The sequence below is a fragment of the Leisingera sp. NJS204 genome, assembly GCF_004123675.1.
In the GTDB taxonomy this organism is placed as follows: Bacteria; Pseudomonadota; Alphaproteobacteria; order Rhodobacterales; family Rhodobacteraceae; genus Leisingera.
The window spans coordinates 1,598,523-1,623,605 of record NZ_CP035417.1 but is presented as its reverse complement, the minus strand read 5'-3'; the positions used below and the strand labels follow the sequence as shown (position 1 = coordinate 1,623,605).

Sequence of the window (25,083 nt, the reverse complement as noted above, 5' to 3'; positions counted from 1 at the left end):
ACATTGGAGGACTATGCCGATTATCTTGCCGCTGAGGCTTTTTCGGAAAATGCTGCGGTACATGAATTCATTGCGTCCTACCAAGATGAAAATGAAATTCATGTTTTCCTGGAAGGGGAAGAGGACTTCATTTACTATCTGCCTGAAATAAGGAGATTGGCGGGTTCCAGAAAAATCCTATCATACAATTGTGGGGGGAAATGGAACGTCGTGGACGCCCGAGATTCTGTTGAAAAATCTTACAATGTATTGACATTATTTTTTGTAGATAGAGACTACGATGACTTACTAAGTCGGCAAGCAACGAAAAGCGACGCTCTTTACATAACAGACGGTTATTCGATTGAGAATATGATGTCCTCTGATGAGGCTGCCAATGTTCTTTTGACAGACATCCTCGCCGTTCCAACAAAAGATGCAAATCGCCTAAAAGACCGCATGCAGGAAATACAGTGTGAAATTAGAACTAGAATGTATGCTCTTGCGGCTTGGATACTGGCTGCCAAGGATGCTTCTTGCAGCCCAAACTTAAACAACACTAACTCCATGGGGTCTCTTCTTAAAGTGACCAGCGATGGGAGACTACTATTTTGCGGACAGTGTTTTCTAAACTTCAAGAGAAAGGTGGATTCGGGAAAAGGTGTGCCTCCTCTAAATCTGCAAGTCAGATGGTATCGCGCCATACTCCCCCTAGACTTCAATACGATTTGCCGCGGGAAGTACCATGCCTGGATTTTCTCGAGATCAGCCCAACTTGCAATTAAAGAAGAAAACGACAGGCGAAAAACTGCGAAAAAGAAAAAAATTAGAGAGCCAGAGAGTCTTGCAGGCGCTCGCGTTGTTGAACTTCTCGCAGGGCGCGTTCCCTACCCGCCTTCATTGACGGAGTTCTTGGAATCTAGATTGGGCTAGTAGCCTGAGTGCTCCCCTTATGTAACTTGACTTTGTCGCTTTTGCCTAATTCCACTAGCTAGGTATGAAGAGTTTGCGCTGCGTTGGGGTGGCGACCTGTTCCTGGCTTAGTGGCTCCCCTTTGATTGGAAGCGGACGCTTTCGGTGCTGAAAGCCTACTTGCTGCTTCGGCACTAAACCAACTATCAAGGTCCGCTATGGGCTCAGACCTGCGCGAACAACTCTGATCCCAACTAACGCGCTATAAGCGCGCTTATGTTCACTATGGCACCGCCTCGCGGCGGCGCCATAAGGGCCGTTATGTAAGTTTTGCAGCCGCTCTTTTGGCTTGCTGAATTTGGGTTAAGCCGCCCCTTTCAGTTCCTCGCGCAACGCAGTAGCAGAACCCGGCGAAAGATAGCGTGCAGCTAGATATTGATTAACTCCTGGATCACACTCCATCCGAAAAGCGCGGTACTGCCGTCCGTCGTCCTCGCAATTGTAGCGGGCCGCCTCCCTGCGGATCTGGTACCCGAACCGCCGTAGCAGAGGCCCCAGCCCTTGCGGCGAAAGCGACATAAGCTCGGATGCTCCAAGCCCGAAGGCAGCCCTGCACAACCCGGCGACGACGAGTTTTGTCTCGATAGATGGGTGCGCCTGATCTGCTCGGGTCTCATCCATAACAAAGCGGGTGCATTCCCATGTCAGGTTCGTTTCCGGGTAGTCATTGAGCAGTCCGCCAGGGATACCTGGGATTTTGCCGTCTCTGGCGTCCTGCAGCATGTAGGTCCAATACCCGTCATTGCCTGCGCATGACGCCGCACGGGCGCCGGCGATCACGCGACCGCCCTGCGTAACGATGGAATAGACTGCACCTGTTCGGTCATATTGATCCTGCTCAAAGTGGCCATCATGGACCAAACCCCAGCCAAGTTCGTCCACCAGCTTAAGTTTGCGCAGGGCCAGAAACCCTGAATAAACCGCCTCAAAGGCGCGGCGGTGTTCGAATGAAAAGACGTGTAATTGCATGGCGCTCTCCTAGTTGCAGCGCCATGTTCAAAGAGCCCATTTTGAATGGAATCCTTGGTCTTTAGATAAGCCCGAATTTTATCACTAGTGATATCAACTGCGCGGTGGAGGTAGCCTCAACTGCCTGCATAGCCCCTCTGCGGCGCTGGCGAACAGTTTCCAGCTTTACCCCGAGCCTTTCGGCAATTTCCTGATCTTTAAACCCCGCACACATGAGGCGAAGAACATCCTGCGCCTGCCGTGATATGGAATAGTGCCGGGTTTGTTCGTGATGCAGTGAGTAGAGGGTATACAAGGCGGCTTTCGCGAGCCGCCGCTCAGCATCGGTCCACTTGGGTCCGCTGCTGCTCACTATCGACACTTGCCCGTCAACATGAATTGAAAGGGTGTTTCCCTGTACTAGGCCGTGCCTGGCGGCGTCATCAAAGAACCTATCGCTTTCAGGATAGCGCACCCTCAGTTCTTCCCAAGTAATAGAACCGGTTCCAGCGACCCCGTATTTTATTGTCGGGTCTAGGTCGAGGTATCTTTGAGCGACGTACCGCTCCTGCCATTCTCTCGAGTAGGTCGACTTTAGAAAGGCAATATTCGCGCCGTCGAAGCCAACTCCCAGCGAAAAACCGCACTCAGAAATGTTATCCAGCGTCCGCAAATGGACGCCCGCTATATCACTAATCATATTGGATGCACACGCTTAGTATGTAATGTGACACATGAATACCGCAATGCGTGAAGTATCACAAGTGATACTTCACCTCGATAGGCAACCAGATGAACGAAGACGGGATCACCGCCGAAACGCTGCAAAGGATTGTTCATGAAGTGGAGCAAGCAAACAAAAAAAAGCCGGGCGAAGGAACCCGGCTGTTCGAACAAGCAATGGATAGAATTAAATCAGCGCGGGCGCGCACTCTTGATGAGTCGGCTGACTAGCTCGGCATCATTTTCTGAGAGGTCCGCAGCCTTCTCAACCACGGACTGGCTCTCGGATGATGGATCATCAGAAAACAACCAAGCCATATCAATGTTTGCAACTTCGCATATTTTCATAAGCTTACCGACCGTCGGGTTAAAGCGGCCTGACAGCACCCGGCTTACATACTCAGCTCCGCTATCGCTCTCCAACGACACCTTATCATAGTCAAGGTTACGGTCATCCAGGGCTTGACGCAGGCGCTTCCTCCACGCCTCGACCCCCTCACTCTTTGAGTCTGAATTATTCTTGCCTGGTTTGCTCATGCGCGAACCTTACACGGAATTATTTGTCCAGCAAACGGAAATAAAAGTCCAGCAGGCGGACTTTTAAGTTCACCCATCCAGCAAAAAGGGGTTAACCGCCACCTTTTGCGATAATCTCTCGACCCTTTACGGCATGTTGCTGGTCTTTTAGGGTTGTTACACTGGTCTTTTAAGGCTACCGTTTAACCCAACGGAGGACCCGATGGCACCAGAAACAATAATTCACCACTTGAGCGGACAGCAGTTCGCAGGGCTTCTCCGCAAAGAGCTTGACCAGATGAACCGGGGCTTCACCACGGTTTCTTGCGAAAGCTTTGCCAGGTCTTGCGGCCTCTCTGGGAAGCAAATTCGCAGACTGAAGGACGGACAGGTTCCCAACCCGAATACCCTGACTGTCAGGACGGTTCTGTACACCTTGGGGTATCGGGTAGCGAATGCAGGCGACGACGTCGTTCCACACCTTAAAGAATCAGGTAGTTACGACGAGGAAATGCACGGCCCCATGCGAGATCGTCGCAGTTTATCTGCTGATGATCTGCCCCCTCTCTCCGGCAGGAGGGAGGCAGGCCAGTGACCAGCATTCAAAAAGAACACCCGTCCAGCCAGTCCCGCACGCCTGCTAGCAGCGGCCTGGTTCAACTTCCCGGCAGCCATGGGGGTGCGCTGCCGGGGCCTTTTTATTCCCGCGTACCACTCACCGGAACGGGTCCCAGCCTTGCTTCATTTCTAGCGGGCTGGGGCCAAGGGTTCCGCGCTGTGTGGCCAAACCCCTCGGACCTTTTCGACGACCTGATTGGGGGCGTTTGCGCCTTCGCCCTGCCCTCCCTGCTTTTGTTTGGAGCCTTTTTGAAATGACCGGAAACGACTTTTTCACCAAGAATTCTGTTCTTCACCGAGCCACTGAGCTGCACGGCGCAGCGGCCGAGTATGCAAAACAGCGCGACCGCCTGGTTATCGCTGCAAGCCGTCACAAGATGGCCCGAGCACACGGCTGGAATACGATTGGCGAATGCGCTGCTGATGTGGACGCAGCAGTTGAGGCTATGGCCGAAGCGCAGCGCCGGGTCGCTGACCTTGTCTCCAGCCTGGCGAGTGACGGCGCCCTGGACGATTTCAACGACTTCCTGGCCCGCAAGCACTGATGCCTGGTGCGCAGATTATGACGGGCAGTTTCAAGCCCCGCCTGCGCGCTGACACCGCTGGCCATGCCGCAAAGAACGGCAGGCCTTCCCTTGAAACCGCTGAATTCAATCAAAGTGGAGCATCCCCAATGACCCCTCCAAATTGGCAGAAAATTCAAATCCTTCCGGTTGCTGATATCCAAGTGGAAGAACGCTTGCGCACCGCCTCACCCACGGCGGTTGCCAGCATCGTGTCGTCCATCCAAGAGGTCGGCAGCATCCTGCAGCCGCTGCTGGTGCGCAGGGTCAAAGACGGCTACCGGCTGATGGACGGCTTGCACCGCCTGACCGCCGCCAAGGAAGCCGGGCTGGAAGAAGTGCCGGTCAAGGTCAGCGAATGCACCAATGACCAGGCCATCCGGATTGAAGTTGATGCCAATGTGGCCGGCGCCCCGCTGACACCGCTGGATATGGCCGTTTTTCTGGCTGCGCACAAAGAGCTGTATGAGCGGGAAAACCCCGAGACAGCGCAAGGCAAAGCTGGCGCGCACGGCCGCTGGGATGCAAACGACAAAATGTCGCTTGCATCATTCAGCGCCAACGCTGCTGAAACATTTGGAAAATCTCAGAAGACAATGCAGCGCCTGATCAGTGTCGGCGAAAAGCTGTCCAAAGAGGAAATCAGCCAACTGCGGAACGCACCGAACAAGGTGCAATTCAAAGACCTGGAACACATAGCCAAGTGCGGCGAACAGGCGGATCGAAGCGCGATCTGCGCGGCCCTGGGCATGGGGGAGGCGAAATCCGCCAAAGAGGTTCTAGACCGCAAGAAAGTACCCGGAGCGGCGGTGCAATCCACCACAGACCAGCAGGTTGCCAAGATTGCCGACGCCTGGCGGCGCGGTTCCAAAGCTGCACGGGCGCAGTTTGCGGCGGAATTCCGCGATGAGCTGCTGGAACATCTGCAGGATGCCGGAGACAGCGAAACGCCCGCTTCTGAAGTTGTGATGTTCCAAGCCCACAACCGGGAGGCCGGATAATGGGCAGCGGCATCACTCCCGAAAAAGAATGGTGGACGGCGGCAGAGATTGCCGAGGCAAAACTGCCGGGGTTGCCCGGCACGGTGCAGAACGTAAACGCCTTTGCTGAGCGCAGCGGCTGGCGCAAGGTGCCCGGAGCCATCAAGCGCAAGCCTGGGCGCGGCGGCGGGTGGTCCTATCACTGGTCTGTCCTGCCCGCTGCCGCCCGTCAAAAACTGGTGATGCAGGCGGCAGAAACACCAGCGCAACCGGAGCGCCCAGACCGGGCGACCGCCTGGGTGGCTTATGAAAAGCTGTCCCAAAAAAACAAGGACGAGGCTGCACGTAGACTGGATGTGCTTGCGAAAGTGGAGCTGCTGCACAGCAGCGGCACGGTTCATGTTCAAGCCGTGGGGTTCATTGCTGATGAATACAAGATCAGCCCGCGCACTATCTACAATTGGCTCGGGCTGATTGAAGGAATTCCGGCGGCGGATCACCTGGCCTATCTGGCGCCCCAGCCACCCAAAAAGCGCACCAAAACTGAGGACCGCGGCAAGTTCAGAATGTTCATGGACTGGCTGAAAAGTGCCTTCCTGCGGATGGAGGGGCCGACATTTGCACAGAGCTACCGTGACGCGGTTCGTGTTGCGAGCCATCGGGGCTGGGAGTTTCCAATCCTGAAAACCGCAAAACGCTGGATGGATGCCGAAGTGCCGCGCACCACCCAAGTGTACAAACGCGAAGGCCCGCGCGGGCTGATACGCTGCTTTCCTGCGCAGATCAGAGATAAATCCGCTCTACATGCACTGGAAGCGGTGAACGCGGATTGCCACAAGTTTGATGTTTTTGTCCGCTGGCCGGATGGCAAGGTCCGCCGCCCGCAAATGATTGCGTTTCAGGACCTCTACTCAGGAAAGTTCCTGTCCTGGCGGGTAGATTGTGATCCGAACAAAATCATGGTGATGGCTGCCTTTGGAGAAATGGTAGACAGTTGGGGCATCCCAAAGCGTTGCCTGTTCGACAACGGCCACGAGTTTGCAAACAAGTGGATGACGGGCGGGTCCCCTACCCGGTTCCGGTTCAAGGTGCGCGAAGATGATGCGCACGGCGTATTAACGCTGCTGGGCATCAACCTGACATGGGCACAACCGGCAAGCGGCCAGTCAAAACCTATCGAGCGGGCCTTTGGCGGCCATGCAAATGACATTGCTAAAGATGTGCGTTTCGCGGGCGCATATGTGGGGAACCGTCCGGATGCCAAACCCGAGAATTACGGCTCCCACGCCGTTCCTCTGCACGAGTTTATTGAGGTTCTGGAAGAGCGCATTGAAGAACACAATGCCCGGACGGGCCGCCGCACGGACACCGCAGCCGGCCGGAGCTTTGATGAGACCTTCGCGGAAAGTTACGCCACGGCCAATGTCCTGAAGGCGACCGAAGAACAGCGCAATCTTTGGCTGATGGGCCAGGACACAGGTAAGCTTCACAAAAACAATGGCAGCCTGAAGTTTCTGGGCAATGTCTATCACTGCGACTGGATGAGCCAGGATGCAGGCCGCAAGGTTGTGATCCGCTTTGACCCCGAAAACCTGCACAGCGGGGTGCATATTTACACGCACGACGGCGCGCACCTGGGCTTTGCTGAATGCCAGCAGAAAATCGGCTTCTTCAGTCATGAGGATGCGCGCGTCACCGCCAAGCGGAAGCGCGATATCGTCAAAAAGGAGAAGGAACTGGCCGAGCTGTACGCGCCGCATACTCCGAAACAGCTCGGGGCCGATCTGAACGGGATCAGCAAGGAAACAAACGCACTGATGGAAGCCAAAGTGGTGAAGGCAGTGTTTCCCAAAACGCCCAAGGTTTCAAACTTCCGGGACCATTCGGACCCCAGCGCCGAGGCCGCCCAGGACGCCCTCATTCTGCAGATCGGCGATGGGCGGAAGAAATCCGAACCCTCCCCCAAACAGGAGGCCTTCAAAGTGGCCGCAACAGCAGACGACCGGTTTGCCCAAGCGCAGGAAATCGAGCGCCGGCAGCAAAACGGCGACCCGGTCGGGGAGCGCGAGGCTGGCTGGCTGAAGGGCTACCAAACCCATTCGGAGTACGAGGCGCTGGCAGCGTTGAAACAGGCATTCGGCGGCAATAACGCCGGGTAGATCACAAAAGAAAACCGCCGCCTGGCTGGACCCCATGGCGACGGCATTGATTGACTAGGAGCGAGCATGACACAGACCTTGGAAATCGGCAATAGCGTACAGCCGTTGACCAACGTGGCGACGATGGCAGCGCTGGTAACCGAGCTGCAGAACCGGACCTTTGGAATGCCGGGCTTGGGGGTGTTTTACGGCTACCCCGGCTACGGCAAGACCTTCGGCGCCATCTTCTGCGCCTCTGCCTTTGACGTCATCCACATTTCGATGCAGGGCGATTGGACAAAAAAGACCTTTTTGGAACGGCTGCTGAACGAGCTGGGCGTGGCGCCCAAGCGGGTGGTGCCTGACATGGTTCTGCAGGCCTGCGAGGAACTGGCACTGGACGGGCGCACGCTGATTGTCGATGAAGCGGATTATGCCTTCCGGCGCGGCGTGATCGAGCTGATCCGGGACTTGCATGACGGTTCGGACACCCCGGTTGTCATGATCGGCATGGAGGAATTCCCGCAGCAGCTCCGGAAATATGAACTCATTGACAGCCGGGTTATGTCCTGGGTCGCCGCGCAGCCGGCCACCCTGAAAGATGCGGGCCTGCTGGCAAGCGTTTATGCTGAAGGCGTGGAGGTTTCTGAGGATCTTCTGGACGCCATTCTGGACCGCAACACCGGCAACGTGCGGCGCATGGTGACCGATCTTGCCCAGGTCAAAGGCGAGGCAAACAAGCTCGGTCAGACCAGCATGACGCTGCAGGACTGGGGCGGTATTGAATTCCGCCGCAAGGATGCGCCCAGCCCGCGCAGGGGGCTGAAATGAGCCAAACCGCCACCCGCAACGCCGCCGAAAAAGAGATCCTGGAATTCATCCAGACCCGGCTGCGGTTTACCCACCATGACGTTGCCACCTACTGCGAGGCAGGCGATTGGACCCGGCAGAATTACCTGCGCGCCTTGCAGCGCCAGGGCGTTGTCACCGAATGCGGCAACGACGGCACCACCAAGTTCTTCACCGTGTGGGGCGTTGAGGAAGCCAAGGAAATCATGGCGGCGGCAAACGGGCATGAGCTGGACACAGCCTGGTCCCGCAACCGCCTGGACCGGCTGCTGGACAAGATGCGCGAGACCGGTGCGGATATTGAGCTTCCATCGGCTGAACCGCGCAGCCTGGAAGAACAGCAGATCTGGAAATACATTTCCGAGCGGCCTTACTTCACCAACGCGGATGTTGAAACCATCTGCGCTTCGGAAACCATCCGGACGCGGTTTCTCAGCCGCCTGAAGCAGACCGGCGTCATGCGGGTCTGGGGCCGCAGCAAGGGCAAGGTGTTCTTCTCGGTGAAGTCGCCGGAAGAGGCCCGCGAAGACGCCAAAGACAAGCGCAGCACCAAAGAAGGCGCCGTCTGGACCGCAATCCGCCATCAGAAACGGTTCCGGCCGGTTGATATCTTTGCCGCGCTGGCTCCGGCCCGCCCGGATATCCCCCAGCGGTTCATTGTGGAATACTGCCGGATTTTGCGCCGCGCCGGCTATCTGCGCACCGCCGCCCGCACCCGGAACCTGATGGCGGACACGCCGCTGTCTCTGATCAAAAACACCGGCCCGCTGCCGCCCCGGAAACGCAGCATGACCGTCATCATCGACAGCAACGACGACAAGATTGTCTATGCTCCAGGAGGGCGCCTGTGATGAGCGACCGCTTGATACTAGCTAAGGACGGCTGGGGCGATGTTCTGCCCGATTGGGTCGAAGTCCTGGTGCGCGAATGCGACCAGTCTTCGCAGAATTCTGTTGCCAGTAAACTTGGCCTCAGCGCCACAATTGTCAGCCAGGCCATGCGCAACCGCTATGGCGGTTCGCTTGTCCGCATTGAAGCTGCGGTGCGCGACGTCTTCATGAGTGCCCCGGTTCTTTGCCCCGCTCTGAAAACCGAGATCCCCAGCGCCGCCTGCCTGGCCCACCGCCGCCGTGCGGAAAAGTGGACACATTCCAGCCCGTTCCGGGTCCGGATGATACGTGCCTGCCGCGCCTGCCCGAAGTTCAGAAAGGACCCCGAAGAATGAAGGTTCGGCTTCCGATCAAGACCCGGCTTGCAATTCATCTGCGCAGTATTGCCGACCGCTTGGACCCAACAGGCGCCTGATCCTTTTCCACCTCTCACTGAAAGCCATCACTCATGACTGAACAGTCCCCTCAAGAAAACCGGCCGAGCCAATTCAATCCCGCTCCTCTTCCCGACGGCCGGATTGTGGCCAACGGCAACACCTATATGAGCAACGCCAAAGGCGGCCTGGACCCAATCGAAACCATAAACGCTCAAGATCTGCTGATGGATGAAACCGTCCGCAAGATTGTCAGCTACGCCTTGCCGCTGCAGGAGCAAATATCGCGCTTCAAAGCCCACACCAATAAGGACATTCTCGCTCTGGAAGAACTTCTGGCGCAGGAATACGGCGCCAAGCTTGGCGGCAAAAAAGGCAATATGACCCTGCTGTCCCATGACAGCCTGTACAAGGTCACGGTTTCAGTTGCCGACCGGATCGACTTCGGCCCCGAACTTCAGATTGCAAAGCAACTGCTGGACGAATGCCTGAATGAATGGGCCGCAGATGCTGGCCCGGAACTCCGCTCCATCGTCACCCGCGCGTTCAACACCGACAAGACGGGGCAAATCAACCGCTCTGAGATTTTCATGCTGCTGCGCCAGGATATCGCCGACGAGCGCTGGCAGCAGGCCATGAAAGCCATCCGTATGGCGATGCGGGTTGTCGGCACGGCGTCTTATACGCGCTGCTACCGCCGTTTGAGCGTTGATGCCCCCTGGCAGTACATCGCCATCGATCTGGCCAAAGCGTGAGGACGAAACATGGCAATGACCGAAGACGAAATCCGCGATGCAGCCCGGCGCAGCTTCCGCGTTTATGCGCAGAAAAAACGCTGGGCCAATCGTGTGCTGGGAAGCGCGGTGGCGCTGCTGAAACAGGGGGCGGAGGTCTCCCGCATTTCCCCCGAACGCTTTGACGCCATTGTGCGCGAAGAAATGGACGAAGCACTGCAGCGCATGAAAGCCGACGAAGCTGCAAGCCACCCGGTTGCGGCCGCGCTGAGCGAGGGTTCCTGATGACCCGTGCGCTTCAGCAGAAAATCCACGTCGGCTGCCGCGAGCTGGGCCTGGACAGTGACGGCCGCCGCGATCTGCAGCTTGCCGTCACCGGCAAAGCCTCCATGAAAGACATGAATGAGGCCGAGCTGAACAGCGTTTTAAGGCGCCTTAAATCGGACGGCTTCAAGGCCAGCAGCGGCGGCAAAAAGCAAAAACTGGCGCCCCGCGCGGATCTGCGCCTAGTCCATGTTCTGTGGCGTGAACTGGGTGCCGCCGGCGCACTGCGCGACCCCAGCCGCAAAGGCCTGAACAAGTTCGTCCGCGCCCGGTTCGAAAACACCTGGCAGTCGGTTCCCGCCGACGTGGATATGCTGCGCCAGCATGATCAGATCGACCAGGTTATTCAGGCCCTGAAAAGCTGGGGCAAACGGGCGGACATTGATTTCGCCTGGGAGGACCACCAGCGATGAAAAAGCCAAGCCGCCTGCAAGTTTCTGACCACGCTGTCCTGCGGTTCCTTGAGCGCGTCAAGGGCGTGAACGTCAACGCAATCCGCCGCCGGATCGGCAAGGCTGTGACGCTTGGCGATGCGTTTCCGGAGGCCACAGGCATCATCCACGGCGGCCATATCTATAAGGTCCGCAATGGAGTGGTGACCACTGTTTTGCCGATCCGGGGAAAACGAACCAACCGCAAGCCGCCGAAGGGCCGGACCAATGGCAAAGGATGAACTGAGTTTTCCTAAGCCGCCTGCCCAGGTGGACCCCTATATGGAAGCCCTGGGGCTTGAGGACACCTTGCGTTTTCTCGAAGCCTTTGGCGGTGTTGAAACCTACATCGCCACCCACCCGACTGCCCGTTCCAAAGTTGTTGAGCTGATTGGCTACCCTAAGGCCCGGATGCTGGCAGCCATTGAAAACCGCTTGCAACGCCGTGTTCCCTTGGTCAAGGAATGGCGGGCTGCAGTCTATCATTCTCAGGGCTTGCCAACCGTGCAAATTGCTCTCAAGCTTGGCGTGACCGACGTCAGCGTCCGCCGCTGGTTGCGGAAACCCGGCGCGCGGCGCAAGTCCGACCCCAACCAGCCTTCCCTGTTTCCCGGCGTCTGACGTCAACTGCCCCGCACATAGGTGCGGGTGTATCGTCCCGTCCCGATCCCCCAATTTGAACCCCATTGAAATGGGGTTTTAAGGGGCCGGAAATGGGCATCCAATACGGCAGAGTCACTGGCATAGATTTCAACGAAGCGCGCTGGATTGGCCACGAGATCACTCCCAGCCTGGTCATTCTTCACGACACCGCCAGCAGGATCGAAAAGGGCAACGCCGCCCGCTACTTGCAGGACAACGGCGCCAAGGTGTCGGTCCAGTTTGTGATCGAGCGTGACGGGCACATCGAGCAGCAGGTCCCGGTCAACCGGAAAGCCAGCCACGCCGGAAAATCAGAGTATCATGGCCGCGAATGGTGCAATGGGTTCTCCATCGGCATCGAGATGGTGAACCCCGGCCGCATGACGCGGGCATCGGAGCAATCCGCCCGCACCTGGTTCGGCCAGAAATTCAGCATTCTGGAATACGGCATTGAAGAAGCCGAGACGCCCCATCACGGCCACGGGTTGTGGATGCCCTACACCGAGGAGCAAATCGCAGCTCTGGTAGGCCTGCTGCAAACGCTGTTTTCGTCCATTCCGACTCTCGAAGACATGACCACCCACTGGTACGTGTCCCCCGGCCGTAAGGTGGACACCAACCCGCTTTTCCCGCTGGAACATATCCGGTCGCTTATCCTTGGCCGCACCGACCCGGCCGAGGCGGAACTGGGCGATGAGGAAATTCCCGCCGCGGCAGACGATTTTGTGATCATCAGCACACCCGGCGACACGCTCAATATGCGCCGCTGGCCCAGCTTCAATCCCAATGTCATTGCGCAGATCCCCGATGAAACCCGCGTGCCGGTCATCGCCTCTGTAACCGTCGCCGGGCGCGACTGGCTGAAGGTCATCTATGGCGGCGCCGAGGGGTGGATTGCCGAAAGCTACGCCGATCCTGTCACCATTTCCAAACCCGGCTTCAAAGGGGCTGAGACATGAAAAACAAAGCCAAGATCATCCGGTTTCTGGGCACTGTTGCGCCGACCGTCGCGGCGGCCCTGGGCGGGCCTATGGCGGGGGTGGCTGTTGATGCCCTGGCCACGCAATTCATGGGCCGCCAGGGCGCGTCCTCCAACGAGGTGGAACAGGCCATCCTGGGCGCATCTGCCGCCGATCTGGCCAAGCTGAAGCAGGTCGATGCAGAATTTGCCGCCCAGCTTCAGGCAGCCGGCATCGAGCTGGAACGCATCGCCGCTGATGATCGCGCCAGCGCCCGCGCCCGCCAGGTCCAGACCAGGGACTGGGTTCCTGGCGTTCTGGCCGCTGCTGTGATTGTCGGGTTCTTTGTGGTCCTGGCCTATGTGTCTTTGTACGAACTGCCTGCGGCCACCGGCCCGGTTGTCACCCTGCTGATTGGCTCACTGGCCACCGGACTTAGCCAGGTGCTGAACTTCTATTTTGGCTCGTCGGTCGGGTCCAAGAACAAGGACGCGGTGATTGCCGGTATGAAAGGCGGTGCGGCATGATCCGGGTTCTCGCACTTTCCGCCGCTATCGCCTTGGGCTTTTTCGTCCAGCCCGCCGCCGCGGCTACGCAGTGCTATGCCCGTTTCGATGAACTGGCCGCCATTCTTTTTGAAAAGTACGGCGAGGCCCCCGCCGCTGAAATGCTCGCCAGGAACGGCAATGCCATTCATCTGTTCGTTTCTCCGGAAACCGGCACCTGGACGATATCGGCCACATCGCCCGGCGGTACGGCCTGTGTCCTTGGGTATGGCAGAGAGTTTCAGGCGATTGGCGCAGCCGAACCGGAACCGTCGGGGGAGCTTCACTGATGGAGTTCGACCCCACGTTCACGTGGTCTAACGCCTTCACGGCTGGCGCCTATGTCGCGGCGCTCGGATCGGCAGTTTATGCCTGGTTCGGGCGCCGCGGCGACGACCTTTCAGAGCAGTTCAAGACAATCGACGCTCGGTTTCACACCGGGTCAAAACGAATGGACGAACACGCTCTGGAAATCCAATCCCTGCAACACATCGTGGAAAACCTGCCCGCGAAAGAAGAGGTCCATCAGCTTCAGCTCACCCTGACTGAAATGGACGGCACCCTCAGAGCGATTGCGACCCAGATGCAAGCCCTTGCCGAAGGGCAGAGGCGTTTAGAGCGCACGGTTCAAGGCCACGAAACCTACCTACGGAACCTCACGAAATGAGCAGTTATCAAAAACAGCAACGGGTCCTTCGCCGAGGGGTTTTTCTCCATCATTTGCTTGGCGTGAACAACCTCCCCACAAATGCAGATATCTTGTTAATGGTGGCAAAGGGTTGCGGCATTCCAACGTTCTACAATGAAGCCGTCGCGGATCTTCATTGGCTCGAAGAAAAGGGCTTTGTCAAAACCTCCGGTGACAATGAAGTAGTCATTGCGGAACTGACCCGTCGCGGCCTGCGACTTGCTCGAAATGAGGCCACCGACCCCGGTGTGCGGCTTCCGGACCCGGGCGCCTGATCCATGCCGCGCCCCCGTAAAATCAACATGATGCCAGGCGAGGTGCGCGACTGGCTGAACGAGACGCTGAAGAACAGCGGCTGGAGCGGTTATGAGAAAATCGCAGATGACCTGAATGCCAAGCTGCAGGAAGAAGGCATAGAGCTGCAGATTGGCAAGTCTGCGGTTCACGAGTACGGCCAGGAATACCGCGAATTCGTCAAGTATCAGGAGCAGGCCAGCCAATGGGCTGCTAGCTGGATGACCGAAGCCGGGCTGGAAGAAGAAGCCCAGCGGCACAACGTGCTGTTCCAGATGCTAACCACGCTGGCGTTCAAATCCATGCAGCATCAAATGAGCAAGGACGGCGGCGAGATCGATCCGCGCGAACTGCATTTCATCGGCAAGATGATGAAAGACGTAATGGCCAGCTCCGGCATCCGCGAAAAGCTGATGGATGATGAGCGCGGCCGCATTGCGCTGAAGGCCAAAGAAGAGGCCGCTGGAGACATGGCGAAAGCCGCAACCCAGCTCGGTATGACGGCTGAAACGGTCGAGGCAATCCGGGAGCAAATCCTGTTCGGGGGCAAGCGATGAATGCGCTTGCCGGGGTCTGTCCATGAGCGCCGAAACCGGACAAATCACCGACGCGGAATGGGAACAACTGCGCGCTGACAGTGCGCAATCCTTTCCTGATATCATCGACACCAGCCAGGGCCTTCCGGCTGTCTTGCTGCCGTACCAGACCAAGCTCCTGCAAACGACGGCTGCCTACCAGTTCACGGTCTGCGAGAAATCCCGCCGTATCGGGATGACCTGGGGCGTGGGCGCAGACGCTGTCTTGACCTCCGGCGCGTCTAAGCCAGCGGGCGGCATGGATACGCTCTATATCGGCTTCAATCTGGATATGGCGCGCGAGTTTATCGACACCTGCGCCATGTGGGCCAAGGCCTTCATGCCTGCCGCAACGGCGGTGCAGGATTTCCTGTTCAAGGATCAGAAAGAGGGCGAAGAAGACCGGCACATCAGCGCCTTCCGCATCCGCTTTGCCAGCGGCTTTGAAATCGTCGCGCTGACCAGCAAGCCACGTTCCCTGCGCGGACGCCAGGGCTATGTGATCTTTGACGAGGCAGCCTTCCACGACGAGCTGGACGAAATGCTGAAGGCGGCAAACGCCCTCCTGATGTGGGGCGGCAAGGTCCTGGTCATTTCCACCCATGACGGGGACAGCAACCCCTTCAATGTCCTGGTGCGCCAGGTCAATTCCGGCGAGCGCGGCGACATTGCCAAAGTGGTGCGCGTCACCTTCAACGAGGCGGTGGACGCCGGGCTTTATGAACGGATTGCCCTGGTCACGGGAAAGCCCGACACGCCGGAAGAAAAGCAGAAGTGGATAGACAGCATCCACGCCGTTTACGGCGATGACGCCGACGAGGAGCTGCACTGCATCCCGAAGTCCGGCTCCGGCGCCTGGCTGGCCGCACCGCTGATTGAGGCCCGCATGACGGCTGACGCCCCGGTGCTGCGCCTGGAACTGCCCGACAACTACCTGCACATGACCCCGCAGCATCAGTCCGAACACATGCGGCCCTTTATGCGCGAACTGGACCAGGTTCTGTGCGGGCTTGATATGACGCCGCATTATGCGGCCGGGTTTGACTTTGCCAGGGTGGCGGATCTTTCGGTCCTGCCGCTTTTGATGCTCGAGCAGAACCTGCGGCGGCGTGAAGCTATGTCCCTGGAAATGCGCAACGTGCCAGGCAATGAGCAAAAGGCCATTGTCGGCGACGTTCTGGAATGTGTTCTGCCGCGCCTGCTGGGGGCTGCCTTTGATGCCACCGGCATGGGCTGGACTGTGGCAGAAGACATGGGCCGCCGGTTCGGCCTGCGCGAAAGCGAAGAAACGCCCGGCCTGATCTGGGCAATCAAGTTCAGCCTGGAATGGTACCGGGTGAATATGCCGCCCCTTAAAACCGCCTTTGAAGGCGACATGATTTCAATCGGTGCGGATGCGGATCACCTGACCGACCTGCGCGCTGTGAAGGAAATCCGGGGCATCCCCAAGGTGCCCGATATCCGCGACAAGGAGCTGGCCAAGGGGAAAAAAGGCGTCAAGCGGCGCCACGGCGACTATGCCGTCGGCCTGGCACTGGCGCATTTCGCGTCCCGGATGCGGTTCGTTGAGTTCGGCTACCGGGCCGCCGCGGCCCCGCAGAATACCACCGCACCATCCAGGACCGGCGCCGAACGCCTGGCCCGGAACAGAGCGGCGGATAATCCGAAAAACACGTGGAGCGGCCCGCTGGGCGCCCGAATCAAGGGGGGGTTCTGATGGCCCGGACAAAGAAAGAGCGCAAGCGGCTTAAAGCGCACCGCGCGCAACGGCAGGTAATGGAACTGCGGAAAGAGCGGGTGAAAATGGCTCAAGTGCAAACCGCAGCCCCCGCCGGTCAGGATTTTTCCAGCCCGCGGCCCGGTCTTTTCAATTGGCTGTGGAGCAAACTCCGGGGGCGCGGCTGATGGCAAAATCTCCTGTGCTTGATCCCTATGGCCGTCCGGTTGACCGCAAGGCTCTGACCGAGGAAATCGCTGCCGCTTCATTCGGCAGTGTGCGGTCCCCTGTGTCCGGATATCCCGGCGACGGGCTGGACCCGGTGCGGCTTGCCAATATCCTGCGGGCCGCTGACCAGGGCGACCCGGTTCGGTACCTGGAACTGGCCGAGACCATTGAAGAGCGGGATCTGCATTATTTGGGTGTGGTCGGCACCCGAAAGCGGGCCGTCAGCCAGTTGCCTGCCACCGTGACAACGCGCGGGACAACAGCAGCAGAGAAAAAACACGCTGATGCCTTCCGCGACTGGCTGACCCGTGACGAGCTGCAGGGCGAGCTGTTTGATATCCTGGATGGTGTCGGCAAGGGCTATTCCTTTACCGAAATCATCTGGGAACATGCGGACGGAATGACCGTGCCCCAGCGGCTGGAATGGCGGGATCCGCGCTGGTTCCGGTTCCAGCGCAAAGACCTGCGTACCCCGGTGATGCTGAATGAAGGCGGCCAGGAAGAACCCCTGCCCGCCTACAAATTCATTTTTGCCCCGATCAAGGCCAAGTCCGGCCTCCCGGTGCGCGGCGGACTTGCCCGGCCCGCCGCCTGGGCCTGGATGTTCAAAGCCTTCACCCAGCGGGACTGGGCGATTTTCACGCAGACCTATGGCCAGCCTATCCGGATCGGGAAATACGGCCCCGGCACTTCTGAAGAGGAAAAGGACACGCTTTATCACGCGGTGGTCAATATCGCCGGGGATTGCGCGGCCATCATGCCGGACAGCATGATGATGGAATTCATTGAGGCGCAGAATATCAGCGGCTCTGTGGACCTATATGAACGGCGCGCCGACTGGCTGGACAAACAGACCTCCAAGGCGGTTCTTGGGCAGACCTCCACCACAGACGCGGTTACCGGCGGGCTTGGCTCCGGCAAAGAGCACCGGCAGGTCCAGGAGGATATTGAAACCGCCGACGCCAGCCTGCTGGCCGGTGTTCTCAACCAAATGCTGGTACGCCCGTTTATTGACCTGAATTTCGGGCCGCAAAAACGCTATCCCCAATTGAAACTTGCCCGTCCTGAAGCCGAAGACCTGAAGGCCTGGACAGATGCCGCAACGCCCTGGGTCGAGGTGGGTCTTCAGGTTTCCGAAAAGGAAGTCCTGGCCAAGCTCGGGCTTTCCGCGCCCAAGAGCGGGGAGCGAATTCTGGGCAAACCGCCCGAAACCCCGCCTCAGCCGGGAATGCAACCGGGCGCAGGCAACGGGAATACCCCTGAGAGCATTTTTAAAGGGGGGTTTTATACCCGGAACGGTTTTTCAGGGGGCGATACCGCCCTGCAGGCCGAACAGCCCTCTACGGGCGGTTTTTCGGGGGTGTCGCCAATTGCGGATCTGACCGCCCGGCTTGAGCGTGAGGCAGGCCCGGCGGTGGACGGGATGCTGGATCAGATTGAAGCCATGTTTGAAGCGGCGTCCAGCCTTGAGGAATTACGGGACATCCTGCTGAACTCCTTTTCCGACCTGGATGCGTCCGGGCTGACCGCTTCCCTTTCCGATGCCATCCTGGCGGCGGCGGCCGGCGGGCGGGCTGCTGTAGAGGATGAAGCCGGTGACTGATGCGCTGGCGGCCACCTTCCGCCGCCCTTTCAAGGAGCAGGTTGCGGCCTTCCGTCTGCGGCTCGGCGACCTGGTTCCCACGGTGGCGTGGGATGACCTGGAAGGCGCGGCTCATGACCGGTCTCTTGCCGTCGCCGGAGCCACCAAGGCCGATCTGCTGGCAGACCTGGCCGCCGCCCTGGACAAAGCCATTGTAGAAGGCACCGGCTTTGAAGCGTTCAAAGATGATTTCCGGGCCATTGTAGCCCGGCGCGGCTGGACCGGCTGGACCGGCGAAGACAGCGAAAAAGGCCGGAACTGGCGGATGCGGACCATCTACCGCACCAATATGCGCACCAGCTACATGGCCGGGCGCCTGGCGCAGCTCCGCAACGGCAACTTTCCGTTTCTGGTATACCGGCACGGCGGATCCTTGGAACCGCGCCTGCAGCACCTCTCCTGGGACGGGCTGATCCTTCCCGCCGATCATCCGTTCTGGCCGTTTGCTTTCCCGCCCAATGGCTTTGGCTGCAGTTGCAATGTCTTTGGCGCCCGCTCAATTGCCGGAGCGATCCGGCGCGGCGGCAAGCCGGGTGTAAAGCTCCGGGACGGCTGGGACGCTCCCCTGGCAGAAACCGGCGCGCCCGCCGGCATAGATGAGGGCTGGGGCCAGGCGCCAGGCGCATCTGTTGCCGACCTGGTGCAGGCCATGGCCAAGAAGACGGTAAACTGGCCGTATTCAATTGCCCGTGCCTATCTGGACGATTTCCCGGCGGTTCAACAGGATGCCTTGTCCAGCGCCTACCGCAACCTGCCGTCGCTGATGACCGACCTGCGCCGCTATGCAAAGGCCGTGCAGGAGGGCCGCAGCGTGCAGCCGGTGCGGACCATGGGCCGCCTCACCCAGGCGCACCGCCAGCGGGTGAATGACTTGCTGGGCAGCGATCTGGAGAACTATCACTTCACGCTGGACGCGCCTGCAGTGCGGCACATCCTTTCGGGACACGGCGGCACTGCTGAAGCCCTGCGCGGCCAGATCCCCATCAGTGCGGAAACTTATGCGCTGCTGCCCCGAATTCTGAACCAGCCGGACGTCATCGAGGAGGCGGGCGAGACACGGGCCGGATTGCCTGTGGTCCGGTTCACGCGCCGGATTGGCGGCGTCACCTACACGGTGGCCATGGAGATCCGCGGCAGAAAACGCCGGATGCTGGCAGTTCAATCCATGTGGGGAAGAAGAGCTTCCGAAGGGTCCCCGACCTGAACGCCCGAACACGGTTCCAGGTTATGAGCCTGGCGGTCTGATGCCCCCAACGAAAGCAGGTAGAATATAGCCATGAGCGGACTTGTTTACAACACGGACACCCTGGACCCGATGCTGGAAGCGCTCCGGAACGCGCTTGACGATCCCTCCGAGGCGATGGCGGACCTGGGCGAATACCTGATCAACTCCACCCAGGACCGGATGCTGAAGGGCGAAAACCCCGACGGCAGCCCATTTGCGCCGCGGTCCCAGACGACAATCGACCGCTACGCCAAGCTGGGCCTGTCCTATGGCGCGCCGTTGAATCAATCAGGCGACATGCGAAACAGCCTCTTCTATGAGGCCAGCAAAGACGGGCTGGAGTACGGCTCCAATGCCATCCAGGCCGCTGTCATGCAGTTTGGTGCCGCCAAAGGCGCCTTTGGCACCGCTTCAAACGGGGCTTCAATTCCCTGGGGCGGCATACCAGCCCGCGAATTCATCGGCCTTTCCGACGAGGACCAGGACAACATGGTGCTTGAGCTGGAAGAGTGGCTGGAAACGGCGGCAAACAGCCGGGGTTGACCTGGCAACCCTGCCCCGCCAACCTGTCCCGAACCGCCCCCCGAACACTCCCGCCGCATTGACCCGCACATAGGTGCGGGTATTTCGGCGCGCGTCCGCCTGCGACATTCGCTGGCATGGGAAACACGCATCAGACCGCCATTCTAGCGCTTCATTCCGAACTCCCCGGCACAGCGGCTGCCGGGGCGCCGGATTGGGTGCATCTTCTGCCCACCACGTCCGGCCTGGTGCAAACCAATGACCGCCGGGGGCCGTACAATGTAACCGACGCTGAGAAGATCATCGCCGCCAGCTTTGCTGGAACGGACAAGCTGGTGATTGACGAAAATCATGCCACTGACCTGGCCGCGCCGAAGGGGCTGCCTGCCCCGGCCCGCGGCTGGATCACCGAAATGCAGGCCCGCGAAGACGGCATCTGGGGCCGGGTTGAATGGACCGGCACGGGCCGCGCCCTTCTCGAAGACCGTGCCTTCACACGCATTTCCCCGGTTGTCGGTGTGCCTGCACCAAACAGCCGCGAAATCCTGGCGATCCACCGCGCGTCCCTCGTCAACAAGCCGAATTTCCGCGGGCTGACTGCCCTTAATCAACAGGAGAATGAAACCATGACGTTTCAGGAAACCCTCGCCAAGATGCTGGGCCTTGCGGCCGGTGCCAGCGAGGATGATATCACCAAGGCGCTGGCCGCACTGAAGCCGGGCGACACCGTCGCGCTGCAATCCCAGATGGGTGAAATCGGCGTTGCCCTGGGCTGCGCTCAAGGTGCCGCTGCACCCGACATTCTGGCCGCCGCCAAAGATGCGGGCACGGATGAAGGCAAGGATCAGCAGATCGTCGCCCTGCAGTCCAGCATTACAGCTCTGCAAGGCACGGTGACCGCGCTGTCTGAGACTGTCACCACGAGCCAGGCCGCGACCCAAAAGGCCGCATCCGAAGCCGCCATCGATCAGGCAATCCGGGAAATGCGCGTCGGTGTTGCTCCCAATCGCGACCACTATATCGCCATGCACCAGGAAAACCCGGAACGCACTGCATCTCTTATTGCCGGCCTTCCGAAACTGGATGCCACCGCCACCACCATCCTGCCGCCGGAAACCAAAGACGGCGCGGTTTCCTTGCAAGCCGAAGAAGCCAACGTGGCCACTCTGCTGGGCTTGTCTCCGGAACAATTTGCAGGCGAAGAGGAGACAGGCAAGTGACCGCTTTGACCAATGACCGCAACACCCCGCAATCCCTGGGCGACAACCGGGTCGGCAAAGCCGTTGCAGGCGTGCTGATCTTTGCCGGGGCCATTGTCATGCGCAATGCCGCCGGTCTGCTGACCAAAGGCCAGACCGCAAACGGCCTGGTCGCTGTCGGCCGGGCGGATGACCAGGTGGACAACCGCCTGGGCGCTGACGGCGATCTGGATGTGCCGTTCAATGCGGGCCTGTTCCGCTACGCCAATTCAGCCGGTGCTGATGAAATCACCGCCGCCGATATCGGCAGCCTCGCCTTTGTGGCGGATGACCAGACCGTCGCGAAAACAGACGGCGGCGGCACCCGGTCCCGTGCGGGCTTTATCGACAACGTGGACGCCCAGGGCGTCTGGGTCCGCTTCGACGAAGCGCTGACCAACGCAGGTTAAGGAACCCATCATGCTTATTACCACCGCAGCACTAAATGCGCTTCGCAAGGGCTTTAAGGCTCATTTTCAGAGCGGCATCGGCCAGGAGAAAACGCTTTACCAGCGTATCGCAACCACCGTCCTGTCCACCGCTGGCGAAGAAACCTATGGCTGGCTCGGCGAAATGCCCGAGGTGCGCGAATGGATTGGCGACCGCCACGTTCATGGCCTGAAAGAACACGACTACGCCATCAAGAACAAAGACTTCGAACTGACCATCGGCGTCCAGCGGAACAAAATCAAAGACGACACCATCGGCGTGTATAAACCCGTCTTTGAAGGCTTTGGCCGCAAGGTGGCCGCACATCCTGACAAGCTGGTGTTTGGCCTTCTGAAAGATGGTGCCAATCAGAAATGTTATGACGGGCAGAGCTTCTTTGACACCGACCACCCGGTTCTGGACGCTGAAGGCAACACCTATACGGTTTCCAATGACGGCGGCGGCGCTGGCACCCCCTGGTATCTGCTTTGCACCAGCGAAGTGATCAAGCCGATCATCTACCAGGAACGCGAAGCCTTTGACTTCGTGGCGCTGGACAATCCCACCGACGCGAATGTCTTCAAGAACAAGGAATTCCTGTACGGGACGGACGGGCGCTGCAATGTGGGCTTTGGCTTCTGGCAGACCGCCTTTGTCTCCCGGCAACCCCTGACGGCTGCCAACTATGAGGCCGCACGGGTCGCGGTGCAGTCCATGAAAGCGGACTACGGCGAGCCGCTTAACCTCTCCCCGGACGTGCTGATGGTGCCGCCCGCACTGGAAGGCGCCGCCAACCGCCTGATGAAAAATGACCAGATCGACGGCTCGGACAACGAGTGGAAAGGCACCGCCGAGGTGCTGATGGTCTCCCGTCTGGCCTAAGGAGCAGATCCCATGAATGAACGTGAACAACTGTTTGCCCGTGCGAAAGAACTGGGCCTCTCCCCCGCGCCGAACATCGGCGATGACAAGCTGAAGGCCAAGATTGCCGAAGCTGAAGCCAAGGCTGAGGCCGAAGCGAAAGCCAAGGCCGAAGCAGAGGAAAAAGCTGAAGCAGAGGCCAAGGCGAAGGCAGAGGCCAATGCCGCCCCGGTCAGTGAAGCCAGTAGCGCTTTGGCCGCCAGTTTTCAGTCCCTTTCCGCAAAGGTGGTCCCCCCAGTGATCCAGGATGCGCAGAAGGAAAGCCTGGTTGTCGTCAAAGGCCCGGAACAAGGCCGCTGGCGCATCGGCAAGAAATTCACCCGCGAAGCGGTTGAAATCCCCCTCGCTGACCTGAGCAGGGAGGAACTGGCGGCGCTGGAAGCCGATCCGGAGCTGATCGTTTCCTTCCGTTAAGCCCCCCGGCAGCGCCCCACCGGCGCTGCCACCCTTTCCCCTTCTCGTGATCATTCGAGGGCACCATGGCCTACACCACGCTTGGCAAGCTGGCGAAACGGTACGGCGACAGCCTGCTGATTGAGCTGACAGACCGCGCAGACGAACCCACCGGCCAGGTTGACGACACTGTAGTGGTCGGCGCTATTGACGGCGCCGATGCGCTGATCGACGGCCATTTGCAGGGCCGCTACGTTCTGCCGCTGGGTGTGACCCCGCCGCTCATCGAGGAGCTGGCGGAAGCCATCGTTATCTACAAGCTGCACACCTACTCGCCCGAAGGCAAAATCAAGGACGAGTACAAGGACGCCAAAGAGACCCTGGACAAGATTTCCAGCGGCAGGATCCGCCTGCCCGTTGCCGGTGTGGAACCCGCGACCCAACCCGGCAATGGCGTGCGCGTCACCGACCGGGAACGCCCGCTGACCGCCAAGAACCTGAAAGGGTTCATCTGATGCTGGACGCGATTGTCAGCCGCTTGAACGATCAGGTGCCCGAGCTGTCCAACCGGGCAAAGCCTGTTGCTGACCTGGTTGAAATGATCCGGAGCGGCCGCCTGCCGCAGAATGCCACCGCGACGGTTTCCCCCGCGGGCCTGAAAGGCGGCAAAGCCGAGGCGGGCACCGGGGTTTTCACCCAGCCGCTGGCCCGTGCCTATTCCGTGCTGCTGATCGCCCCCAGCCAGTCCAAGACCGGCGCCAAAGCGCTGGAAGCAGTGGACCCGCTCATTACCAGCGTGGCCTCTGCTCTGGCGGGCTGGGCGCCGGTTTCCGGGCCGGGTGTGTTTCAGGTGGACCGCGGCCGCCTGCTGTCCATCACCGGGGGCCGCCTCCTCTATGAGCTGGTCTTTTCCATCGACACCGAACTGAGGGTCACATCATGAGCAAGCCTCCCCTGCCCCAATCCGGCGGCAGCTTCACCCGCCAGCCTGACGGCAAACTGAAGCAGGTTGAAAAGCCCGCTGCAGATCCAAAGCCGAAGACCCCGGCGAAACCCGCCCGCAAAGCAAAGGAGGCATAAATGGCCGCCCCGAAATATTGGCGCGACAAGCGCATCCTGTTCAAGCTGGAAAGCACCTATGGCGACGACGCCACCCCGACCGGGGCGGCCAATGCCATCCGAGGCTTTGATGTGACCTTCAAGCCGATGGAGGGCCAGGATCAGGACCGCGACCTGGAACAGCCCGGCATGAGTGCCAACGGTACCATCCCGACGGATATTCACGCCAAGCTGGCCTTGACTGTGGACCTCAGCGCCTCCGGTGCCGCGGGCACGCCCCCGGCCTGGGGGCCGCTGCTGCGCGCCTGCGCCGTCGCCGAAACCATCACCCCCGGCACCTCCGTTGAATACACCCCTATCGTCGACGGCCAGGAATCAGGAACCGTGCATATCAGCATCGGCGGCACCCGCTATGTCATGCTCGGCACCCGCGGCACTGCGGAATTCATGCTGGATGCGCAAGCCACGCCCAAGATCAAGTTTGACCTGACCGGGCTGTTCACGCTGCCCAGCGATACTGCCCCGCCTGCCGTTGATCTGGCGTCTTGGACCGAGCCGACAATTGTCAGCCACAACAACACCCCGGTGTTCACCATCGGCGGCACCAGCCTGGTCATGAAGACAGCCAAGCTGGCCCTGGGCAACAAGGTTGAACCGCGCTTCCTGGTCGGCGCCGAGCGGGTGCTGATCACCGACAAATCCGAGCTGTTCGAAACCACCGTGGAAGCCCAGCCGCTGGCCGGTTTCAACCCGTTCCAGATGGCCATGAACATGGACCAGCCCGCCGTGGCCCTGACCCACGGCACCGAGGCCGGGAAAATCGCCACCCTTAATCTGCCCACCGCCCAGATGCAGCGGCCGGGGCTGTCGCAATCTCAGGGCATCAAGGAATGGCCCCTGCGCCTGGTGCCCCGCGCTGCCGCCCTGAACAGCCAATGGTCGCTGACCCTCACCTGATCCCAAAGGA

Annotated in this window: 34 protein-coding genes; 31 read left to right on the top strand and 3 right to left on the bottom strand. The window is 59.6% G+C overall.

Annotation, left to right across the window (positions count from 1 at the left end; genetic code table 11):
• Nucleotides 1-3 precede the first annotated feature (3 nt).
• Nucleotides 4-912, top strand: a complete 909-nt coding sequence (locus ETW24_RS07995) for a DUF4435 domain-containing protein (protein WP_164982717.1) — start codon at nt 4-6, stop codon at nt 910-912.
• A 342-nt stretch (nt 913-1,254) separates the two neighbouring features.
• On the opposite strand, the gene ETW24_RS07990 is transcribed toward ETW24_RS07995, so the two are convergent.
• From ETW24_RS07990 to ETW24_RS07980, 3 genes are all read right to left on the bottom strand, one after another.
• Nucleotides 1,255-1,920 carry an acyl-homoserine-lactone synthase gene (locus ETW24_RS07990; protein ID WP_129370537.1) on the bottom strand — a complete coding sequence of 222 codons (666 nt, stop codon included), beginning with the start codon at nt 1,918-1,920 and terminating at the stop codon, nt 1,255-1,257.
• A gap of 61 nt (nt 1,921-1,981) precedes the next feature.
• On the bottom strand, nt 1,982-2,572 hold the full coding sequence (locus ETW24_RS07985; RefSeq protein ID WP_254695726.1) for a helix-turn-helix transcriptional regulator: 591 nt from the start codon (nt 2,570-2,572) through the stop codon (nt 1,982-1,984).
• Between the two features lie 242 nt (nt 2,573-2,814).
• Nucleotides 2,815-3,159 (bottom strand): helix-turn-helix domain-containing protein, encoded by a 345-nt coding sequence (locus ETW24_RS07980; protein ID WP_129370535.1) that lies wholly within the window; start codon nt 3,157-3,159, stop codon nt 2,815-2,817.
• Nucleotides 3,160-3,361: 202 nt separating this feature from the next.
• On the opposite strand from ETW24_RS07980, the gene ETW24_RS07975 reads away from it, so the two are divergent.
• The 30 genes from ETW24_RS07975 (at nt 3,362) to ETW24_RS07835 (ending at nt 25,073) form a co-directional block, all read left to right on the top strand.
• Nucleotides 3,362-3,733 carry a hypothetical protein gene (locus tag ETW24_RS07975; RefSeq protein WP_129370534.1) on the top strand — a complete coding sequence of 124 codons (372 nt, stop codon included), beginning with the start codon at nt 3,362-3,364 and terminating at the stop codon, nt 3,731-3,733.
• A gap of 277 nt (nt 3,734-4,010) precedes the next feature.
• On the top strand, nt 4,011-4,301 hold the full coding sequence (locus tag ETW24_RS07970; RefSeq protein WP_129370533.1) for a hypothetical protein: 291 nt from the start codon (nt 4,011-4,013) through the stop codon (nt 4,299-4,301).
• 128 nt (nt 4,302-4,429) lie between these two features.
• Nucleotides 4,430-5,320: a ParB/RepB/Spo0J family partition protein gene (locus ETW24_RS07965; RefSeq protein WP_164982716.1), complete on the top strand. Its 891-nt coding sequence runs from the start codon at nt 4,430-4,432 to the stop codon at nt 5,318-5,320.
• Nucleotides 5,320-7,458 carry a transposase domain-containing protein gene (locus ETW24_RS07960; protein WP_129370531.1) on the top strand — a complete coding sequence of 713 codons (2,139 nt, stop codon included), beginning with the start codon at nt 5,320-5,322 and terminating at the stop codon, nt 7,456-7,458. Before ETW24_RS07965 ends, ETW24_RS07960 begins: the two co-directional genes overlap by 1 nt.
• A 66-nt stretch (nt 7,459-7,524) precedes the next feature.
• Nucleotides 7,525-8,268, top strand: coding sequence for an AAA family ATPase (locus tag ETW24_RS07955; RefSeq protein WP_129370530.1), 744 nt, complete (start codon nt 7,525-7,527; stop codon nt 8,266-8,268).
• Complete coding sequence (locus ETW24_RS07950) at nt 8,265-9,137, top strand: hypothetical protein (protein ID WP_129370529.1); 873 nt, start codon at nt 8,265-8,267, stop codon at nt 9,135-9,137. Before ETW24_RS07955 ends, ETW24_RS07950 begins: the two co-directional genes overlap by 4 nt.
• Nucleotides 9,137-9,511 (top strand): hypothetical protein, encoded by a 375-nt coding sequence (locus ETW24_RS07945; RefSeq protein WP_129370528.1) that lies wholly within the window; start codon nt 9,137-9,139, stop codon nt 9,509-9,511. Before ETW24_RS07950 ends, ETW24_RS07945 begins: the two co-directional genes overlap by 1 nt.
• Before the next feature lie 206 nt (nt 9,512-9,717).
• A complete protein-coding gene (locus ETW24_RS07940; protein WP_254695725.1) occupies nt 9,718-10,305 on the top strand; it encodes a DUF3164 family protein in 588 nt (195 codons plus the stop codon).
• Nucleotides 10,306-10,314: 9 nt separating this feature from the next.
• Nucleotides 10,315-10,569 carry a hypothetical protein gene (locus ETW24_RS07935; protein ID WP_129370526.1) on the top strand — a complete coding sequence of 85 codons (255 nt, stop codon included), beginning with the start codon at nt 10,315-10,317 and terminating at the stop codon, nt 10,567-10,569.
• The gene (locus tag ETW24_RS07930) at nt 10,569-11,021 is read left to right on the top strand and encodes a gp16 family protein (protein ID WP_129370525.1); all 453 of its coding nucleotides are present in this window, start codon (nt 10,569-10,571) and stop codon (nt 11,019-11,021) included. Before ETW24_RS07935 ends, ETW24_RS07930 begins: the two co-directional genes overlap by 1 nt.
• Complete coding sequence (locus ETW24_RS07925; protein ID WP_129370524.1) at nt 11,018-11,281, top strand: hypothetical protein; 264 nt, start codon at nt 11,018-11,020, stop codon at nt 11,279-11,281. Before ETW24_RS07930 ends, ETW24_RS07925 begins: the two co-directional genes overlap by 4 nt.
• Nucleotides 11,268-11,660 carry a helix-turn-helix domain-containing protein gene (locus ETW24_RS07920; protein WP_129370523.1) on the top strand — a complete coding sequence of 131 codons (393 nt, stop codon included), beginning with the start codon at nt 11,268-11,270 and terminating at the stop codon, nt 11,658-11,660. The genes ETW24_RS07925 and ETW24_RS07920 overlap by 14 nt, the downstream gene beginning before the upstream one ends.
• Nucleotides 11,661-11,752: 92 nt before the next feature.
• Nucleotides 11,753-12,640 (top strand): N-acetylmuramoyl-L-alanine amidase, encoded by an 888-nt coding sequence (locus ETW24_RS07915; protein ID WP_129370522.1) that lies wholly within the window; start codon nt 11,753-11,755, stop codon nt 12,638-12,640.
• Entirely contained in the window at nt 12,637-13,167 is a 531-nt protein-coding gene (locus tag ETW24_RS07910; protein WP_129370521.1) for a hypothetical protein, read from the top strand. The genes ETW24_RS07915 and ETW24_RS07910 overlap by 4 nt, the downstream gene beginning before the upstream one ends.
• Nucleotides 13,164-13,475 carry a hypothetical protein gene (locus ETW24_RS07905; RefSeq protein ID WP_129370520.1) on the top strand — a complete coding sequence of 104 codons (312 nt, stop codon included), beginning with the start codon at nt 13,164-13,166 and terminating at the stop codon, nt 13,473-13,475. Before ETW24_RS07910 ends, ETW24_RS07905 begins: the two co-directional genes overlap by 4 nt.
• Nucleotides 13,475-13,852, top strand: coding sequence for a DUF2730 family protein (locus tag ETW24_RS07900; protein WP_129370519.1), 378 nt, complete (start codon nt 13,475-13,477; stop codon nt 13,850-13,852). The genes ETW24_RS07905 and ETW24_RS07900 overlap by 1 nt, the downstream gene beginning before the upstream one ends.
• On the top strand, nt 13,849-14,148 hold the full coding sequence (locus tag ETW24_RS07895; RefSeq protein ID WP_129370518.1) for a hypothetical protein: 300 nt from the start codon (nt 13,849-13,851) through the stop codon (nt 14,146-14,148). The genes ETW24_RS07900 and ETW24_RS07895 overlap by 4 nt, the downstream gene beginning before the upstream one ends.
• A gap of 3 nt (nt 14,149-14,151) precedes the next feature.
• Nucleotides 14,152-14,724 carry a phage protein Gp27 family protein gene (locus ETW24_RS07890; protein WP_129370517.1) on the top strand — a complete coding sequence of 191 codons (573 nt, stop codon included), beginning with the start codon at nt 14,152-14,154 and terminating at the stop codon, nt 14,722-14,724.
• Nucleotides 14,725-14,746: 22 nt separating this feature from the next.
• Nucleotides 14,747-16,459, top strand: a complete 1,713-nt coding sequence (locus ETW24_RS07885) for a terminase large subunit domain-containing protein (RefSeq protein WP_164982715.1) — start codon at nt 14,747-14,749, stop codon at nt 16,457-16,459.
• A 187-nt stretch (nt 16,460-16,646) separates the two neighbouring features.
• Nucleotides 16,647-18,290 (top strand): DUF935 domain-containing protein, encoded by a 1,644-nt coding sequence (locus tag ETW24_RS07880; RefSeq protein WP_129370516.1) that lies wholly within the window; start codon nt 16,647-16,649, stop codon nt 18,288-18,290.
• Entirely contained in the window at nt 18,274-19,533 is a 1,260-nt protein-coding gene (locus ETW24_RS07875) for a phage minor head protein (RefSeq protein ID WP_164982714.1), read from the top strand. The genes ETW24_RS07880 and ETW24_RS07875 overlap by 17 nt, the downstream gene beginning before the upstream one ends.
• Before the next feature lie 72 nt (nt 19,534-19,605).
• Nucleotides 19,606-20,097 (top strand): phage virion morphogenesis protein, encoded by a 492-nt coding sequence (locus tag ETW24_RS07870; protein ID WP_129370514.1) that lies wholly within the window; start codon nt 19,606-19,608, stop codon nt 20,095-20,097.
• Between the two features lie 116 nt (nt 20,098-20,213).
• Nucleotides 20,214-21,296: a phage protease gene (locus ETW24_RS07865; RefSeq protein WP_129370513.1), complete on the top strand. Its 1,083-nt coding sequence runs from the start codon at nt 20,214-20,216 to the stop codon at nt 21,294-21,296.
• Nucleotides 21,293-21,724: a hypothetical protein gene (locus ETW24_RS07860; protein WP_129370512.1), complete on the top strand. Its 432-nt coding sequence runs from the start codon at nt 21,293-21,295 to the stop codon at nt 21,722-21,724. The genes ETW24_RS07865 and ETW24_RS07860 overlap by 4 nt, the downstream gene beginning before the upstream one ends.
• A gap of 10 nt (nt 21,725-21,734) precedes the next feature.
• Nucleotides 21,735-22,625, top strand: a complete 891-nt coding sequence (locus ETW24_RS07855) for a Mu-like prophage major head subunit gpT family protein (RefSeq protein WP_129370511.1) — start codon at nt 21,735-21,737, stop codon at nt 22,623-22,625.
• Between the two features lie 12 nt (nt 22,626-22,637).
• Nucleotides 22,638-23,078 (top strand): hypothetical protein, encoded by a 441-nt coding sequence (locus tag ETW24_RS24480; RefSeq protein WP_205877383.1) that lies wholly within the window; start codon nt 22,638-22,640, stop codon nt 23,076-23,078.
• A 65-nt stretch (nt 23,079-23,143) separates the two neighbouring features.
• Nucleotides 23,144-23,572 carry a gp436 family protein gene (locus ETW24_RS07845; protein WP_129370510.1) on the top strand — a complete coding sequence of 143 codons (429 nt, stop codon included), beginning with the start codon at nt 23,144-23,146 and terminating at the stop codon, nt 23,570-23,572.
• Nucleotides 23,572-24,000, top strand: a complete 429-nt coding sequence (locus ETW24_RS07840) for a phage tail terminator protein (protein ID WP_129370509.1) — start codon at nt 23,572-23,574, stop codon at nt 23,998-24,000. Before ETW24_RS07845 ends, ETW24_RS07840 begins: the two co-directional genes overlap by 1 nt.
• A complete protein-coding gene (locus ETW24_RS24240) occupies nt 23,997-24,137 on the top strand; it encodes a hypothetical protein (RefSeq protein WP_164982713.1) in 141 nt (46 codons plus the stop codon). Before ETW24_RS07840 ends, ETW24_RS24240 begins: the two co-directional genes overlap by 4 nt.
• Complete coding sequence (locus ETW24_RS07835) at nt 24,138-25,073, top strand: phage tail tube protein (protein WP_129370508.1); 936 nt, start codon at nt 24,138-24,140, stop codon at nt 25,071-25,073. It abuts the gene before it with no gap.
• Nucleotides 25,074-25,083: the final 10 nt, after the last annotated feature.

Excerpts from the sequence above, each read along its gene's own strand:
- ETW24_RS07990 (WP_129370537.1), bottom strand. The coding sequence starts at position 1,920 with ATGCAATTACACGTCTTTTCATTCGAACACCGCCGCGCCTTTGAGGCG.
- ETW24_RS07980 (WP_129370535.1), bottom strand. The coding sequence starts at position 3,159 with ATGAGCAAACCAGGCAAGAATAATTCAGACTCAAAGAGTGAGGGGGTC.
- ETW24_RS07975 (WP_129370534.1), top strand. The coding sequence starts at position 3,362 with ATGGCACCAGAAACAATAATTCACCACTTGAGCGGACAGCAGTTCGCA.
- ETW24_RS07970 (WP_129370533.1), top strand. The coding sequence starts at position 4,011 with ATGACCGGAAACGACTTTTTCACCAAGAATTCTGTTCTTCACCGAGCC.
- ETW24_RS07965 (WP_164982716.1), top strand. The coding sequence starts at position 4,430 with ATGACCCCTCCAAATTGGCAGAAAATTCAAATCCTTCCGGTTGCTGAT.
- ETW24_RS07960 (WP_129370531.1), top strand. The coding sequence starts at position 5,320 with ATGGGCAGCGGCATCACTCCCGAAAAAGAATGGTGGACGGCGGCAGAG.
- ETW24_RS07955 (WP_129370530.1), top strand. The coding sequence starts at position 7,525 with ATGACACAGACCTTGGAAATCGGCAATAGCGTACAGCCGTTGACCAAC.
- ETW24_RS07950 (WP_129370529.1), top strand. The coding sequence starts at position 8,265 with ATGAGCCAAACCGCCACCCGCAACGCCGCCGAAAAAGAGATCCTGGAA.
- ETW24_RS07945 (WP_129370528.1), top strand. The coding sequence starts at position 9,137 with ATGAGCGACCGCTTGATACTAGCTAAGGACGGCTGGGGCGATGTTCTG.
- ETW24_RS07940 (WP_254695725.1), top strand. The coding sequence starts at position 9,718 with ATGAGCAACGCCAAAGGCGGCCTGGACCCAATCGAAACCATAAACGCT.
- ETW24_RS07935 (WP_129370526.1), top strand. The coding sequence starts at position 10,315 with ATGGCAATGACCGAAGACGAAATCCGCGATGCAGCCCGGCGCAGCTTC.
- ETW24_RS07930 (WP_129370525.1), top strand. The coding sequence starts at position 10,569 with ATGACCCGTGCGCTTCAGCAGAAAATCCACGTCGGCTGCCGCGAGCTG.
- ETW24_RS07925 (WP_129370524.1), top strand. The coding sequence starts at position 11,018 with ATGAAAAAGCCAAGCCGCCTGCAAGTTTCTGACCACGCTGTCCTGCGG.
- ETW24_RS07920 (WP_129370523.1), top strand. The coding sequence starts at position 11,268 with ATGGCAAAGGATGAACTGAGTTTTCCTAAGCCGCCTGCCCAGGTGGAC.
- ETW24_RS07915 (WP_129370522.1), top strand. The coding sequence starts at position 11,753 with ATGGGCATCCAATACGGCAGAGTCACTGGCATAGATTTCAACGAAGCG.
- ETW24_RS07910 (WP_129370521.1), top strand. The coding sequence starts at position 12,637 with ATGAAAAACAAAGCCAAGATCATCCGGTTTCTGGGCACTGTTGCGCCG.
- ETW24_RS07905 (WP_129370520.1), top strand. The coding sequence starts at position 13,164 with ATGATCCGGGTTCTCGCACTTTCCGCCGCTATCGCCTTGGGCTTTTTC.
- ETW24_RS07900 (WP_129370519.1), top strand. The coding sequence starts at position 13,475 with ATGGAGTTCGACCCCACGTTCACGTGGTCTAACGCCTTCACGGCTGGC.
- ETW24_RS07895 (WP_129370518.1), top strand. The coding sequence starts at position 13,849 with ATGAGCAGTTATCAAAAACAGCAACGGGTCCTTCGCCGAGGGGTTTTT.
- ETW24_RS07890 (WP_129370517.1), top strand. The coding sequence starts at position 14,152 with ATGCCGCGCCCCCGTAAAATCAACATGATGCCAGGCGAGGTGCGCGAC.
- ETW24_RS07885 (WP_164982715.1), top strand. The coding sequence starts at position 14,747 with ATGAGCGCCGAAACCGGACAAATCACCGACGCGGAATGGGAACAACTG.
- ETW24_RS07880 (WP_129370516.1), top strand. The coding sequence starts at position 16,647 with ATGGCAAAATCTCCTGTGCTTGATCCCTATGGCCGTCCGGTTGACCGC.
- ETW24_RS07875 (WP_164982714.1), top strand. The coding sequence starts at position 18,274 with ATGAAGCCGGTGACTGATGCGCTGGCGGCCACCTTCCGCCGCCCTTTC.
- ETW24_RS07870 (WP_129370514.1), top strand. The coding sequence starts at position 19,606 with ATGAGCGGACTTGTTTACAACACGGACACCCTGGACCCGATGCTGGAA.
- ETW24_RS07865 (WP_129370513.1), top strand. The coding sequence starts at position 20,214 with ATGGGAAACACGCATCAGACCGCCATTCTAGCGCTTCATTCCGAACTC.
- ETW24_RS07855 (WP_129370511.1), top strand. The coding sequence starts at position 21,735 with ATGCTTATTACCACCGCAGCACTAAATGCGCTTCGCAAGGGCTTTAAG.
- ETW24_RS24480 (WP_205877383.1), top strand. The coding sequence starts at position 22,638 with ATGAATGAACGTGAACAACTGTTTGCCCGTGCGAAAGAACTGGGCCTC.
- ETW24_RS07845 (WP_129370510.1), top strand. The coding sequence starts at position 23,144 with ATGGCCTACACCACGCTTGGCAAGCTGGCGAAACGGTACGGCGACAGC.
- ETW24_RS07840 (WP_129370509.1), top strand. The coding sequence starts at position 23,572 with ATGCTGGACGCGATTGTCAGCCGCTTGAACGATCAGGTGCCCGAGCTG.
- ETW24_RS24240 (WP_164982713.1), top strand. The coding sequence starts at position 23,997 with ATGAGCAAGCCTCCCCTGCCCCAATCCGGCGGCAGCTTCACCCGCCAG.
- ETW24_RS07835 (WP_129370508.1), top strand. The coding sequence starts at position 24,138 with ATGGCCGCCCCGAAATATTGGCGCGACAAGCGCATCCTGTTCAAGCTG.